The sequence below is a fragment of the Nostoc sp. genome, assembly GCF_036917755.1.
In the GTDB taxonomy this organism is placed as follows: Bacteria; Cyanobacteriota; Cyanobacteriia; order Cyanobacteriales; family Nostocaceae; genus Nostoc.
In genome coordinates this window covers 20811-35704 of the sequence record NZ_JBALFC010000042.1, presented here as the reverse complement: position 1 = coordinate 35704, position 14894 = coordinate 20811, and the positions used below count along the sequence as shown (strand labels likewise).

The window sequence follows — 14894 nt, the reverse complement described above, 5'->3', positions numbered from 1 at the left end:
TGCTGTTTAATATTCAAGATTATTCATAATTTCACTACGTTTCTGATTAACTCAGCCCTGCTGAGTCATTTTGCATGGCTTAGTCTAAACTCCAGATATAAAAGAGCTTCTAGGATAAAGTTATAAGAAGAGACAGAAATTACTTGCTCAAATGTAAGTTGGTCGAATATCTCTTGGATGCGTTCGCGTAAAGCTTGTAAAGAAGAGAAAAGTTGATTTTTGAGAGGTTTCTTGAGAGCTTGCCAAAGCCTTTCGATAGGATTGAGTTCAGGAGCCGATGGTGGTTGAAATAGAGGAATAATAAACTCTTGCCAGCTAATCGCTGAACTTGTATGAGCTGGCGCTTGGTCAATCTGTAAAATTGCATAATCCGAGCCTAATTGCACAGATAGCCAGTCCAAAAACTGTTGAAAACATTCGCCATCTAGTTTTGGATATTCATAAAGGAAATGATCCCCAGTCAATGGTTCAATTGCACCATAAATCCAAAAGTTATCTCTTGGCCATATCACCTTAACAGTGGGCTTGACTCCGGAAGCTGTAATCACTTTTCCTGTAAGAGTTTTGAGTCCAACCCTAGTTTCATCCTGGCACAGGTAGCGAACACACTTGCCGGGCGCTAGATGTTCTTCTAGACGATTCAGAATGATACCGAGTTTTTTTTCTTGTATCCCAACTCTCTGCTAAGTCATAGATTTCTCGCTAACGATAAAGTTTATTCCAGCACAGTCGTTGTGGAGGTCATCCTACAACAATATATGTTCCTAGACAAAATTTGTATTCTTCACGACAGCCATTCTGTCCGCAAAAGTGTCATGATTAATACGATTATCTGCGATCAAGTCAATTTTGTAGCCAGTTATTCTTTATGAATCGTTAATCAATACTCGTTTTTTAAATAATTTCCTGTAAAATGCTGATTACAATCTACGGTAATTGTGTCTAATTACCGTAGATTTAAGCCCTCATACCCTGACAAACATGGAAATTCTCTGGTTTATTCCGACTGGATCTCATGACGGACGCTATTTAGGCACAGATATTGGCTCTCGTCTAGTCACACCTGATTATTTGCAGCAAATCGCCCAAGCTGTAGATAATTTGGGCTACACAGGGGCATTGTTACCCACAGGGAGTTCTTGTGAAGATGCTTGGATCACCGCCGCCGCTTTGATCTCTGTCACCAAGCAGATGAAATTTCTTGTGGCAATTCGTCCAGGGATTACTTCTCCAGGTGCTGCCGCACGGATGGCAGCAACATTTGACCGAATTTCTAAAGGAAGATTGTTGATTAATGTGGTGACAGGTGGCGATCCGGTGCAACTCGCTGGGGATGGTTTGCATCTTAGTCATGACGATCGCTATGATTTAACCGATGAATTTCTCACAGTTTGGCGGGGTATTGTCAGTGGGGAAACAGTGGGTTTTAAAGGAAACTACCTCGATATCAAAGGCGGCAAGCTCTTATTTCCACCAGTTCAAAAACCCTATCCACCTTTGTGGTTTGGTGGTTCATCTACTGCTGCCAAGCGGGTTGCAGCTAAACACATTGATGTTTACCTGACTTGGGGTGAACCTCCACAGCAAGTAGCCCAAAAGATTGCTGAAGTTCGGCAACTGGCGGCTGAACAAGGTAGAACAGTACGTTTTGGGATTCGCTTGCATGTAATTGTGCGAGAAACTGAATCTGCTGCTTGGGATGCTGCCAATGAGCTAATTAAGTATGTGGATGAGGATGCGATGCCTTCGGCGAGCTTCGCTAACGCCAAAGCTCAGAAAGACTTGGCTAGTTCTGATTCTGAAGGACAGCGCCGCATGAGTCAACTACATAGTGGTAGTCGAAAAACCTTAGAGATTAGCCCCAACCTGTGGACAGGAATTGGATTGGTGCGGTGTGGTGCTGGTACGGCCCTAGTTGGAGATCCCGACACAGTTGCCGCTAGGATGCTGGAATATCGCAATTTAGGTATAGAAACTTTCGTTTTTTCTGGATATCCCCATTTAGAAGAAGCGTATCGCACTGCTGAATTATTATTTCCACGTCTACCTTTGCAGAGCGAACCTGCATCTTTAACGCTACCAGTCTTGAGTCCTGTTGGCGAAATCGTCACCAATGAAAAATTTGCTAAACAACTAACGAGTGCTTCATGACCGAAACAGACTCATGATACAGGGCAAGTAAATTTCTTTATGGGGATTGTTAATTTTGAATTTTGAATTTTGAATTTTGAATTCGGAGCGAAGCGACGTGACTATTACCTTTAAACACACCAAAAGCAACAAGAATATATCCCTGAGCGAGGTGTTAGAAAACCCGCAAATCCAGAAAATAGTTCCCTGGATTGTCCCAGTTTCAGTGCTAATACTTTGGGAACTTGCTTCCAGAACTGGTTTACTTTCAACCAGAATTTTACCAGCCCCTAGTGGCGTAATTGCTACAGCGATTAAACTAGGATCAACTGGAGAATTGTTTCAAAATATCGGAATTAGTGCTGGGCGGGCGATATGTGGTTTTATAGTTGGTGGCAGCATTGGGTTCGGCTTGGGATTGCTCAATGGTTTTTCCCCTGTAGCCGAGAAGTTATTAGATAGTTCCCTGCAAATGCTCCGCACTATCCCTAATTTGGCATTAATTCCGCTAGTGATTCTCTGGTTTGGAATTGGGGATCAAGCTAGATTATTTCTAGTATCTATGGGGGTATTTTTCCCCTTATATCTCAATACATTTCATGGCATCCGCAGTGTTGACCCTGGATTGATTGAGATGGGAAAAGTCTATGGATTGAAAACACCACAACTTCTGTGGCAAATTATTTTTCCAGGAGCCTTGTCTTCGATTCTCGTTGGTGTCCGTTTTTCCTTGGGGATTATGTGGCTCACACTAATTGTGGCAGAAACGATCGCGGCAGATTCAGGACTTGGTTATATGGCAATGAATGCCCGTGAGTTTATGCAAACTGATGTTGTGGTCTTGAGTATTGTGATCTATGCACTGCTGGGTAAATTAGCAGATGCTGTTGCCAGAGGATTAGAAACAAAATTCTTGGCTTGGAACCCCAATTATCAAAAGTCATAAATGCCAAAATCACCAAAGTCAAAAGTTGAAAAGTTTTGATTTTAACTTTTGACTTCTATTCATTTTGAGTGTGATTTGCTTTCTTCAACGTCTGATCAAATAATTAAATCCCGATTGTGCTAAAAAAGGAGGTTTTGCAAGTGAGTTCAAATGTACAAGGTACACAACTAAGTATTTTGGATTTGACGAAGACTTTTGGTAAGAAAACTGTTTTAAACTCGCTGAATTTAGAAGTTGAAGCAGGTGAGTTTGTCGCTATTGTCGGACGTAGTGGTTGCGGTAAGAGTACCTTATTGCGTCTTGTGTCAGGATTAGATAAAGCAACTTCAGGCGGAATACTACTGAATGGAGAACCCCTGCGTAGACTCAGCCGTTCCGTAACAGTGATGTTTCAAGACCCCCGCTTGCTGCCGTGGAAGCGCGTTGTTGAGAATGTAGGGTTGGGCTTGGAAGGTAATTGGCGTGAAAAAGCTTTGTGGGCACTTGATAAAGTTGGACTCAAAGATCGGGCTGATGAGTGGCCTTATGTCTTATCTGGTGGACAACGGCAACGGGTATCATTAGCAAGAGCGTTAGTCAGCCAGCCCCGTTTGTTGTTGCTAGATGAACCTTTGGGAGCATTGGATGCTCTAACTCGCCAAGAGATGCAGGGTTTGATTGAGAACTTGTGGCAAGAGCGAAGATTTACTGCGTTTTTGGTTACTCATGATGTGGAAGAGGCTGTGGCGTTGGCAGACCGAGTCATAGTGATTGAAAAAGGACAGATTTCTCTGGATTTGCCTGTGAGACTTTCACGCCCGCGAGATAGAAGTAGTGAAGTGTTTGTCAATATCAGAGAAGCAGTTCTCCAACGAGTAATGAGCAATGAAGCTACTCAGCCAAATAACCAAGTGTTGCAGTTGAGTAGTTGAGATTTAGCTTTGGTTAATTGATTAATTGCTTGAGGTAGCTGCGGTAAATAGGCTACTTCGAGACTCAATATTAGTAATATAAGAATCCTATCTGATTTATGAAATTCTCTACGAGAGGCTACGCCAACGTGAGGTACAGAAATACTCCACCGCCCTTGTCTAATAGATAAAAAAGGCTGTAAATTACTTTATACTAATTCTGTATGAAGATGCGCTAAACCATATTTAAGTACAAGGAAGAAAAACGAACCGCGTTCGCGTTAGCGTCTCCCCTTGGGAGAAGGACGCGAACGCGCAGAGCGTCTCCAAGAGTTGGACGCGAAGAAAGAAAGAAAGAAAGAAAGAAAGAAAGAAAGAAGTTAAAAGGGTTTGGCGCAGTTTTACAAAGAAATGGTATTAGCTGTTAATAATTTGTTCCACCACAACAAAAACATCTGGGAATGCAAGCGGTTGAATTGTTCCCCCAGTTAATGTCAGTTTTGTCGCGTAATCTCCATCTAAGATTTCTCGAAACACCACCAGGTGTAACTTTTTTAAATTAACAACCCAATATTCTAAAATACCTGCTTGTGCGTAAATTTTGCTTTTTGTTTCTAAATCTTTTTCTAAACTAGAGCTAGCGTACTCAATCAACCAGAAAACATTTTCTGGATAGGGATGATGCTCTCGATACTCGCGTCCTAAAGGTTGGACAATGGCAATATCTGGTTCAGGTTCCGAGTCGTTGGGTAGAGTAATTGGTTTAGCATGACGAATTTTGGCGCGTCCAGCCAATAACTTTGCTAGATACTCACCAGCTTCACCACTACTATAAGCATGGGGTTCCCCTTCTGGCGACATTTCGACAATTTCTCCTTGGAGTAGTTCAACTTTGCGATCGCTCAAAATGCCAGCGTCAATCATGCGGTGATATTCGTCAATCGTCCACTTAGCAACTATCACACTCATAATAAATTCAATAGTAAAGTCTGATTGATTGGGCAGTCGAAATATGATATTAACGGTTGCGCGTCCGTTGTTAACAATACCAGAAATCACCGATAATCGCGCTCCATTTCACTACTGAAGGAAACAGCAACTTTGTAACCAACGAATACCAAAAAGTCGAGCAAATGGGTGTTTATTACGTAAAGATCGCGCCGATTCTATACCTATTTTATCAACTGCATATTTCCCTGTTTCTATATCAATAATCACCATCTTACCGATGTTTTCTTCTCGTTACACTTGTTGACGAATGCTATTTTCATATAATTCTTTCGCACGTCGTCCAACTTCTTCGCGGCTTAAAAGTATGGCTTGCACGCTCTTACTCCTTAATTCTTGATTTGTATTGATTCTATCTCAATATATAATGATGTGCGCTGAACAAATTCCAGAACTGTAACATTATGAACACGCCGAAAAACACGGAAAGCTCATAAGTAGTAATTTTCCCATCCCGACGGATGTAGCATAAGAAACTTGAGTACAGCGAAGTTTTAATTAGCTTCTGTTGAAAAAATAAAAACCTCTGCTGCTTGAGTCGGCCAAACAAATAGGTTTTGCTTTGCAATATCCAGGTCAATAGCAACGGCTTCTATTTGTTTTATAGAGTTATCTTGACCTCTGTATTTGAGCAACGTAGTAGATTGACCAATTTCTAAACTTGGTTCGCTGATGCGTATTTGCACTGGCGGGTTAATTTGAATTGGTTCCCAGATTCCAGTTGCTTGATCAATTTCAATTCCAGTAAGATGATGCTTGGTAACAAATTTATTATCTAAATGATTCCACCATTCAGAAATTATCTGAGCTTCTTTAGTATATTTTGGTGTATTATTACAGTACCAGCGAATAGCATTGGAACTATATTTAATTGCTTCTTTAACTTTGTCTTCCCAGTTCTGATCATTCAAGTCTATGCTGATCATTTGCCCTTCAGATTTTGAGCGATCGATATACACATAGAAAGCTGCAACATCTTCCCGGTGAGTGAGAACATAGCGACGTAGTTGATTGAGATTCATCGCTTCATACTTAGCTACTGTCATGGTTCATACCCTCCAGTTGGTTTAATCTCAAAGTCCAGATTTTGGCCAGCAAGTACGTATAAGTTTCCAGTACGTTCATCTACCCTAACAAGTTCGATGCTTGTGTATGGCCATCCAGGGTAAATGACATTAGTAAGTCGATAACAAAGCCTGTAGAGTCCCTGAGTTTGTTCGTTTGTGGGCTTCATATCGACTTTACTTGATTTACCTACTGATTATAGGGGTAAATGATATCTAAAATCACCTGCGAAAGGCGATCGCATCCTTCATAGTCAATCTTAAGTCTTTGGGTAGGGTAATTGGTTTAGATTGACGTATTGTGACATGATTGCCTAACAAATTTGTCAAAGGTTTACTTTCGCGCAAAAATCTTGAAGGCAAAAAGGTATTTTATGTCAATTAAAGTTTAAAAAATTAATTATAAGCAGGTTAGTCAAATTCTGTCGTCTGAGGAAAGCCACTTTTTAGACTTGAAATCAATAGACATAAAGCCAGCGAAACTAACTCGCTCTCTATCTGCATTTGCAAATGCTAGTGGTGGTGAAGTTTATATTGGAATTGATGAAACTAAAATTGATGGAAAAAATCAACGTACTTGGCGTGGCTTTGCTGATCAAGAAGATGGAAATGCTCATTTGCAAGTTTTTCAGGAACTATTCCCACTAGGTGAGTACTATAACTTTGTCGTGTGATGGTTGTATAGGGTTGGTTCTTCAAGTAGACATTAATAAAACCCGACAAATAGTTAAAGCTTCGGACAATGTTCCATATTTGCGACGTGGAGCGCAAAATTTGCCGCAGGATAGAGAAGACAAACTTGCACGGCTCAAGCTTGACAAAGGTATAGATTCTTTCGAGACAGCTACAGTCAATACTGATATAGAAGTTATTACAAACTCTCCTCCTATTCTTAATTTTATGCTTCGCGTTATACCGTCAGCAGAGCCAGAACAGTGGTTAAAAAAACAGCAGTTGATTATTAATGAAAAACCAACTGTTGCTGGTATTCTTCTTTTCTCTGAAGAGCCACAAGCCTTGCTACCGAAAAGATGTGGAGTTAAAGTCTATAGATATAAGACTACTAATGAAGAAGGTCGAAGGGAGAACCTGGCTGATGAGCCAATAACTATTGAAGGCTGCTTGTATGAGCAAATTATTGCAGCTGTAAAGAAGACTAAGGAGATAGTTGAAGAAATCCCAAAATTAGAGTCAGGAAAGTTAAACCATATCAAATATCCTGATGAAGTTTTACACGAAATTATCACTAATGCAGTACTTCATAGGGACTATAGCATTTTGAAAGATGTGCAAATTCGTATCTTTGATAATCGTGTAGAAGTTGAAAGTCCGGGTAATCTACCGGGACACATTACAATAGACAACATTTTGAAAGAGCAGTTTGCAAGGAATGGTACGATTGTCCGCCTTATTAACAAATTTCCTGAAGCACCCAATAAAGATGTGGGTGAGGGTTTAAATACAGCCTTTGAAGCGATGACTCGGCTGAGGCTAAAAGTTCCCATTATTGAAGAAAGGGAAAACTCAGTAATCATCTATATTCGACACGAACAACTTGCTTCCGTTGAATCAGCAATTATGGAATACTTGAATAACCATGATACTATAAACAACCGAACCGCACGAGATATTGCAAGTGTAAGCTCAGAAAGTACTATCAAGGCAGCGTTTAACAGGCTTAGAAATCAGGGGCTGATAGAAATAGTACCAGGAACTAAAACTGCTACCTCCGCTTGGCGTAAAGTTCAATAAGCAAATTATTAAACTAAGACAAAAAAACGGTAGAAGCTAAAAGCTTCTACCGTTTGCTAATTTTCTATTTGAGATTTAAATCCCAAACCCTAAATCTTACTCAACACCTTGGGGTAACAATTCCCGACGCTGTTGAGAACTAACTTGCACAACGCCATTTTCATCGACATCAACGATCGCAGTATCGCCATCTTTAATCCGACCAGACAGAATTTCTTCTGCTAGGCTATCTTCTAACAGGCGCATAATCGCTCGACGTAACGGTCTTGCGCCGTAGCTGGGACTATAACCTTCTTGAATCAAACGATCCTTGAAGCGATCGGTGACTTCTAGGGTGATACCTTTTTCTGTCAGACGACCAAATACTTCCTTGAGCATAATTTCGGCGATTTGTGTTACCTCCGGCTTGCTCAACTGACGGAAGACGATAATTTCATCGAGTCGGTTGAGGAACTCTGGACGGAAGTACTGCTTGAGTTCTTCGTTCACCAAAGAGCGAATTCGGTTGTAAGTTGACTCGGTGGCATCTTCGGAGAACTCAAAGCCGATACCACTACCGCCTTTTTCAATTACCTTAGAACCAATATTGGAAGTTAAAATCAGCAAGGTGTTCTTGAAGTCTACCGTGCGACCTTTGGCATCGGTTAACCGACCATCTTCCAAAATTTGCAGCAGCATATTAAATACATCGGGGTGTGCTTTTTCGATTTCGTCGAACAACACCACGGTGTAAGGACGCCGCCGCACGGCTTCGGTCAACTGACCACCTTCGTTATAACCAACATAACCAGGAGGTGAACCAATCAGCTTGCTGACGGTGTGACGCTCCATGTATTCGGACATATCTAAGCGAATCATCGCTTCTTCGGAACCGAAGAAGTATGCAGCCAAGGACTTCGCCAACTCGGTTTTACCTACGCCAGTCGGACCAGAGAAGACAAAGCTAGCTATGGGTCGATTGGGATTTTTTAAACCAACACGAGCGCGACGAATTGCCCGTGAAACTGCTCTCACAGCTTCATCTTGACCAATTAAACGCTGATGCAAGGTGTCTTCCATGTGCAGCAGCTTTTCAGATTCCGATTCGGTGAGTTTGCTCACCGGTACCCCAGTCCAGGAAGCGACAATGTGAGCAATGTCTTCTTCTGTAACTACAGGTTCATCACCTTCTGTGCCAGTTGCATTGGTCTTGCTTTGAGCGATCGCGCGAATTTCGGCTTTAATTTCCATCTCGCGATCGCGCAATTCTCCAGCTTTGTCAAAGTCTTGAGAGCGCACCGCATCATCTTTTTCTTTTAATATCTGACGCAGCTCTTTGTCTAACTCTTTGGCTGCGGGTGGCAGCTGGGAGTTAATCAAACGCACCCTAGAACCAGCTTCATCAACTAAGTCGATGGCTTTATCTGGCAGGAAGCGATCGCTAATATAACGATCTGACAACTTCGCCGCCGCCACCAATGCTTCGTCAGAGATTTTCAGTTTATGGTGTTGTTCGTAGCGTTCGCGCAGACCATACAAAATTTCAATTGTTTCATCAACTGTAGGTTCGCCAACCATTACTGGTTGGAAACGCCGCTCTAGTGCTGCATCTCGCTCGATGTGCTTCCGGTATTCATCTAGGGTTGTAGCACCGATGCACTGCAACTCACCCCTAGCCAAAGCTGGCTTGAGGATATTCGCTGCGTCAATAGCACCTTCTGCTGCACCCGCACCAATTAAGGTGTGTACCTCATCAATCACGAGAATGACATTACCCGCAGAGCGGATTTCATCCATGATTTTTTTCAACCGTTCTTCAAATTCACCCCGGTACTTGGTGCCTGCTACGAGCAAACCAATGTCCAGCGTGACGACGCGTTTATCTTCTAGGATATCAGGGATATCTTTAGTGGCGATGCGTGAAGCTAAACCTTCAGCGATCGCTGTCTTACCAACCCCTGGTTCCCCAATCAGCACTGGGTTATTTTTAGTCCGGCGACCCAATATCTGAATCACCCGCTCAATTTCCTTGGCGCGTCCCACCACCGGATCGAGCTTATTGTCCATTGCCATCTGGGTTAGGTTTGAGCCAAATTCATCCAGAGTCGGGGTTTTTGTGCGCCCGGATGAACCGCCTGGTGAAACTTCGGCAGTTTCTCCCAACATGCGGATGACTTGGGTTCTTACCTTAGATAGATCCACACCGAGGTTTTCTAGCACCCTAGCTGCGACGCCTTCCCCTTCGCGGATTAGGCCCAACAGCAGATGCTCGGTGCCAATGTAGTTATGCCCCAGTTGGCGTGCTTCTTCCAAGGAGAGTTCTAGAACTCGCTTTGCCCGTGGGGTAAACGGAATTTCTACGGCAACAAAGCCTGATCCCCGTCCGATAATTTTTTCAACTTCAATTCGGGCATCTTTGAGATTGACGCCCATTGATTTCAGCACCTTGGCGGCTACTCCAGTGCCTTCGCCAATCAGACCCAAGAGGATCTGTTCGGTTCCGACAAAGTTGTGACCTAAACGGCGGGCCTCTTCTTGGGCCAGCATGATTACCTTAATGGCTTTTTCTGTGAAGCGCTCAAACATGGCATTTATCCCATCATCTGCGGTCGTGCCGGTATGCTGATTTTAGCACAGGCAAAGCTTTTGGATGCCTGTATAACAGATTATAGACATCCTGAAGCTATGACTTGAGTTGATGGGCTAATTGTTAACTATTGACTACTTTTATCTGGCTAGTGTACTGAGGAGCTTTAGTTCACCAGCCTTTTTGGGATTTATTACAAATAGCTGACTGCTGACATTGAGAGTTTCTTTACTCAATCCCAAACACTTATATTTAACATTTGTATTTTTTTATGTCAAGAAAAAATACTTTATATATGTTTTTATCATGAAAAATATATTTTTGATAAGATATTTGAATATAAATAGATGCAGCAAAGTTGCATTTTTTTGCTGAAGGTTAAAAGCCCCATTAAGAAGTCGGAAGTCGGAAGTACAGTTTTGTAACGGGGATAAAGACTCATTGCCACAAAACTTAAAGCCGTCCTTTATGACGGGGTTTTAGACCCATCTTTTTGATAATTCCAGATTAATAATCCGTAACTACTTAAAAAGCAAGTGCCAAGAGGATTTGTCCAGGCGATCGCTGATAATAGAGTGCCACTGGTCTAAAGTTGCTTGAAATTTGGGGTATTGTAAATTTGGGAGCCAAAGAATCAGCGCGTCCTCATCATTATCTTGGTAGTAGCGCTTACGCCGGCCAGCTGTTTGGAAGCCAAATTTTTGATATAAAGATATAGCCCCCAAGTTGGAAGCTCGGACTTCTAGGGTCGCTCGCTCTAAGCCGCGATCGCAAGCTGTCTTAATGAGTGAATATAATAAAGCCTGTCCTAAACCTTGACGGTGATATTGGGGATGAACCGCCAAAATTGTAATGTGGGCTTCCTCTAAAATTGACCAAAAGCAACCCATTCCCAGCAGTCTCGAATTAGAGACAGGGGAAAATAAACCCAGCAAATCGCTGTTGGGACTGTCCAACTCTCGTTGGTAGCCCTCCATTGTCCATAATCTGCCAAAACAGGCTTGATCAAGTTCTAACAATGCACTCAGATGCTCTGGAGTCAGTAATTTAATTTCTAAGTCTAATGAGATCACATTTATTGAATAAGATTACAAACCATTTGTAAACTGGGAATCAGAAGACGAACTCAAAGCCCGTAATTTGAACAAGGAAAACTTTTATAGTTATGGTATCGACTCACCCCACTGGGGTTCAACATTCTGGAAGTCAATATTTACCTCAAAGGCACGACACCAGCGCCAATCCATCGCCTAATCAAGAACTTTTACCCTTGACTGCCAGAGTTCATGATCATGACCTCCTGGAAATTGGTGGGTGTGATGTCACGACCCTAGTTGAGCAGTTTGGTTCACCTTTATATATTTTAGATGAAGAAACCCTGCGTTCGGCTTCTCAGCAATACCGAGATGCTTTTAAGCAATACTACAAGGGCGAATCTCAAGTATTGTACGCCTCAAAAGCTTGGAATTGTTTAGCAGTTTGTGCGATCGCTGCCTCTGAGGGTTTAGGAATCGATGTCGCATCAGGCGGTGAACTTTACACCGCGCTGCAAGCAGGTGTCAATCCTGAGAAAATCTATCTTCATAACAACAATAAATCTCGTGAAGAACTGATTTTTGCCACTGAAGTCGGTTGCACTATTGTCGTGGATAACTGGCACGAGTTACGCACTTTGGTAGAAATTGTCGAGAGGGCAAATTCCTCCTCTGTACATCCTCGATTCCTGTTGCGTCTAACCCCAGGTATTGAATGTCACACACATGAATATATCCGCACGGGGCAACTAGATAGTAAATTTGGCTTTGATCCAAATGAGTTAGAGGAATTATTTACTTTTGTTAGCAAACAGTCTGTCCTTAACTGCGTAGGGTTACATGCTCATATCGGTTCCCAAATTTTTGAACGCCAACCGCATCGAGATTTAGCCGCTCTGATGGTGCAGTGGTTGCGGGAAGCGGCAAAGTATGGTTTAAATTTGACAGAGTTAAATGTTGGTGGCGGTTTAGGGATAAAGTATATAGAATCAGACGATCCCCCCAGTATTGAAGAGTGGGTGAAACCGATTTGTGAAGTGATCCAAGAAGCTTGTGCAGCCGAAAATTTACCTTTGCCAAAATTATTGTGTGAACCGGGGCGATCGCTAATTGCTACAGCTTGCGTCACTGCCTACACCGTCGGTTCATCGAAAGTTATCCCAGAAATTCGTACCTATGTAGCGATCGATGGAGGAATGTCTGATAATCCCCGCCCGATTACTTACCAATCAGTTTATCGGGCAGTGATTGCCAATAAAATGTCTTCTCCCTTAACCCAAACAGTCACAATTGCTGGTAAACATTGTGAATCAGGAGATATTCTGATTAAAAATGCCCTACTCCCAAAGACTGAACCAGGGGATATTCTGGTAGTTATGGGAACTGGTGCGTACAATTACAGTATGGCATCTAACTACAACCGCTTGCCCCGACCGGCAGCAGTTGTAGTGGCGAATGGCGAAGCAAATTTAATTTTGCAACGTGAAACTTATCAAGACTTAATTAGACAAGATCGCCTACCAGAAAGACTAAAAATATAGTCATTAGTCATTAGTCCTTGGGAGCCACTGCGTTGCGGTGAGTCCAGCGCTGTAGTGAGGCAGTCGCTCAGAGGGGGTCTCCCCCATGAGGAACTGCCGAAAGGGTTTCCCGCCGTAGGCGACTGGCGTTCGCCCTTGGCGTGCCGGAGGCATCACCCGGAGGGGGGTTCCCCCCGTTAAAGCAAGTGGCGTTCATTTGCCAGGAACTAATTACAAATAACTAATGACAAATGACTAATGACTAAATGTAATTAGAGGCAAAAGTGTAATCCAGATGTCATGAGAGATTGGTGGAAGCAATGGCTGACAAACCTAGGATGGTCACAGTCCTTGCTACTTGGGACTCTGGATATTGTCTTAGTGCTGGCGCTGACGTACATGATACTAGTTATTATTAGTGAGCGCCGGACACTCTGGATGGTGCGAGGATTCATTATCTTAATGCTAGCCTCAGCACTAAGTGGCAGATTAGGACTACTTCTGCTAAGTTTTGTACTGGAAAAGTTGGTGATTGGTTGTGCTGTAGCGATGGCAGTTGCTCTACAGTTAGAGTTTCGGCGGTTTTTGGAGCAATTGGGGCGTGGCGAATTCCGCCAGATGTTTCAACCCGACCGTCTGGCGATCCCCAAATCTGATAGTGTAATTGATGAAATTGTCGAGGCTGTTAAAGAATTGTCAAAAAACCGTATTGGAGCTTTACTAATTTTAGAAACCACAGGGCCAATTGATGAGCGAGATTTTTCTGTGCCAGGAGTAAAGCTGAATGCGGAGGTTTCTAAGGAACTGATCCAAACAATTTTTCAGCCGAAAACTTTGTTACACGATGGAGCGACATTGATTCGTGGCTCACGTATCGTGTCATCGGGTATAATTTTACCACTTTCGGGACGCACAGCCTCGCGCCAGTTGGGAACACGCCACCGGGCGGCAATGGGAATTACTGAGCGGGTCGAAAATTGCATTTGTGTAGTTGTATCTGAAGAAACGGGTTCCATTTCCTTAGCGGAACGCGGAACTCTAAATAGACCACTGACGATTAAGAAGCTGAAAGAGTCATTAGAGGCTCTTTTGTCCCCAACCGTGGATAGGGAAGCTGTTGCTCCTGGTCTGTTGAGTTTTGTTCATCAGATCGGTGGGAAGACACTAGCACTGGTTTCACGTTTACTCGGATTACCATCGACCGCTTCTCGAGATAAAAAATGACAGGACAACAAACTAAACTGCAAGATTTGCCTACTGATTTAAAACGAGAACTATTGCCCCAGCACGTTGCGGTGATTATGGATGGCAATGGTCGATGGGCTAAACGTCAGGGTCTACCCCGAATTATGGGTCATAAGCGAGGAGTAGATGCTCTCAAGGATTTACTTCGCTGTTGTCAAGATTGGGGAATTCAAGCACTGACAGCTTATGCTTTCTCGACAGAGAACTGGAAAAGACCACAGGAAGAAGTGGATTTTTTGATGACTCTGTTTCAAAGAGTTTTGCGCCAAGAACTGCGGGAAATGGTCGAAGAGAATGTGCAAATTAAGTTTGTGGGAAATTTGCAAGACTTGCCACGATCGCTCCAACAAGAAATATCCCGTTCAATGGCAGAAACCAAGGATAATCGCGGTATCCGGTTTTCGGTGGCAACTAATTATGGCGGACGGCAGGAGATTTTACAAGCTTGTCAGGCGATCGCAAAGCTTGTTCAGCAAGGTTTGCTACAACCCGATGAAATTGACGAGCAGGTGTTTGAGAGCCACTTGTATACAGCCGGAATTACTGACCCAGATTTGTTAATTCGCACAAGTGGAGAAATGCGCCTCTCAAATTTCCTTCTCTGGCAAATGGCTTATGGGGAAATTTACATTACCGATACTCTCTGGCCTGATTTTGATCGGGCTGAGTTTCACCGCGCCTTGTGTGCCTACCAGCAACGGGAGCGGCGGTTTGGGAAAGTCTAAAAGTGTGTGGAGTA

At 43.0% G+C, this 14894-nt stretch carries 14 protein-coding genes and 1 pseudogene; 8 read left to right on the top strand and 7 right to left on the bottom strand.

Translation table 11 applies throughout. From position 1 onward, the window contains the following. Window positions 1-65 precede the first annotated feature (65 nt). The gene (locus V7L05_RS10785) at window positions 66-644 is read right to left on the bottom strand and encodes an IS630 family transposase (protein WP_335164152.1); all 579 of its coding nucleotides are present in this window, start codon (window positions 642-644) and stop codon (window positions 66-68) included. A gap of 337 nt (window positions 645-981) precedes the next feature. Here V7L05_RS10785 and ssuD point away from each other — a divergent pair, with 337 nt between their 5' ends. The 3 genes from ssuD (at window position 982) to V7L05_RS10770 (ending at window position 3987) form a co-directional block, all read left to right on the top strand. Then, window positions 982-2151, top strand: coding sequence for an FMNH2-dependent alkanesulfonate monooxygenase (ssuD, locus tag V7L05_RS10780; RefSeq protein ID WP_335164148.1), 1170 nt, complete (start codon window positions 982-984; stop codon window positions 2149-2151). Window positions 2152-2248: 97 nt separating this feature from the next. Next, entirely contained in the window at window positions 2249-3076 is an 828-nt protein-coding gene (gene ssuC, locus V7L05_RS10775) for an aliphatic sulfonate ABC transporter permease SsuC (protein WP_335164147.1), read from the top strand. Between the two features lie 140 nt (window positions 3077-3216). Continuing rightward, the gene (locus tag V7L05_RS10770; RefSeq protein ID WP_335164146.1) at window positions 3217-3987 is read left to right on the top strand and encodes an ATP-binding cassette domain-containing protein; all 771 of its coding nucleotides are present in this window, start codon (window positions 3217-3219) and stop codon (window positions 3985-3987) included. A gap of 396 nt (window positions 3988-4383) precedes the next feature. On the opposite strand, the gene V7L05_RS10765 is transcribed toward V7L05_RS10770, so the two are convergent. The 4 genes and pseudogenes from V7L05_RS10765 to V7L05_RS10750 all read right to left on the bottom strand — a co-directional run bounded on the left by V7L05_RS10765 (window position 4384) and on the right by V7L05_RS10750 (window position 6208). Then, complete coding sequence (locus V7L05_RS10765) at window positions 4384-4935, bottom strand: Uma2 family endonuclease (RefSeq protein ID WP_335164151.1); 552 nt, start codon at window positions 4933-4935, stop codon at window positions 4384-4386. 86 nt (window positions 4936-5021) lie between these two features. After that, window positions 5022-5292, bottom strand: a pseudogene (locus V7L05_RS10760) (hypothetical protein). Between the two features lie 176 nt (window positions 5293-5468). Then, window positions 5469-6020, bottom strand: coding sequence for a DUF6887 family protein (locus V7L05_RS10755; RefSeq protein WP_335164145.1), 552 nt, complete (start codon window positions 6018-6020; stop codon window positions 5469-5471). Next, on the bottom strand, window positions 6017-6208 hold the full coding sequence (locus V7L05_RS10750) for a DUF6888 family protein (RefSeq protein WP_335164144.1): 192 nt from the start codon (window positions 6206-6208) through the stop codon (window positions 6017-6019). Before V7L05_RS10750 ends, V7L05_RS10755 begins: the two co-directional genes overlap by 4 nt. Before the next feature lie 225 nt (window positions 6209-6433). Between V7L05_RS10750 and V7L05_RS10745 the strand changes: the two genes are divergently transcribed. Both V7L05_RS10745 and V7L05_RS10740 read left to right on the top strand, forming a co-directional pair. Beyond that, window positions 6434-6712 (top strand): AlbA family DNA-binding domain-containing protein, encoded by a 279-nt coding sequence (locus V7L05_RS10745; protein ID WP_335164150.1) that lies wholly within the window; start codon window positions 6434-6436, stop codon window positions 6710-6712. A 13-nt stretch (window positions 6713-6725) separates the two neighbouring features. Next, window positions 6726-7790 (top strand): ATP-binding protein, encoded by a 1065-nt coding sequence (locus V7L05_RS10740; protein WP_335164143.1) that lies wholly within the window; start codon window positions 6726-6728, stop codon window positions 7788-7790. 96 nt (window positions 7791-7886) lie between these two features. Here the strand turns inward: V7L05_RS10740 and V7L05_RS10735 are convergent, their stop codons facing one another. Both V7L05_RS10735 and rimI read right to left on the bottom strand, forming a co-directional pair. Beyond that, window positions 7887-10355 (bottom strand): ATP-dependent Clp protease ATP-binding subunit, encoded by a 2469-nt coding sequence (locus V7L05_RS10735; RefSeq protein WP_335164142.1) that lies wholly within the window; start codon window positions 10353-10355, stop codon window positions 7887-7889. Window positions 10356-10877: 522 nt separating this feature from the next. After that, the gene (gene rimI, locus V7L05_RS10730; RefSeq protein ID WP_335164141.1) at window positions 10878-11429 is read right to left on the bottom strand and encodes a ribosomal protein S18-alanine N-acetyltransferase; all 552 of its coding nucleotides are present in this window, start codon (window positions 11427-11429) and stop codon (window positions 10878-10880) included. A gap of 92 nt (window positions 11430-11521) precedes the next feature. Here rimI and lysA point away from each other — a divergent pair, with 92 nt between their 5' ends. The 3 genes from lysA to V7L05_RS10715 all read left to right on the top strand — a co-directional run bounded on the left by lysA (window position 11522) and on the right by V7L05_RS10715 (window position 14880). Beyond that, window positions 11522-12931, top strand: a complete 1410-nt coding sequence (gene lysA, locus V7L05_RS10725; protein ID WP_335164140.1) for a diaminopimelate decarboxylase — start codon at window positions 11522-11524, stop codon at window positions 12929-12931. A gap of 279 nt (window positions 12932-13210) precedes the next feature. Then, window positions 13211-14134, top strand: coding sequence for a diadenylate cyclase CdaA (gene cdaA / locus V7L05_RS10720; RefSeq protein ID WP_335164139.1), 924 nt, complete (start codon window positions 13211-13213; stop codon window positions 14132-14134). Continuing rightward, on the top strand, window positions 14131-14880 hold the full coding sequence (locus V7L05_RS10715) for an isoprenyl transferase (protein WP_335164138.1): 750 nt from the start codon (window positions 14131-14133) through the stop codon (window positions 14878-14880). The genes cdaA and V7L05_RS10715 overlap by 4 nt, the downstream gene beginning before the upstream one ends. The last annotated feature ends 14 nt before the right edge of the window (window positions 14881-14894 follow it).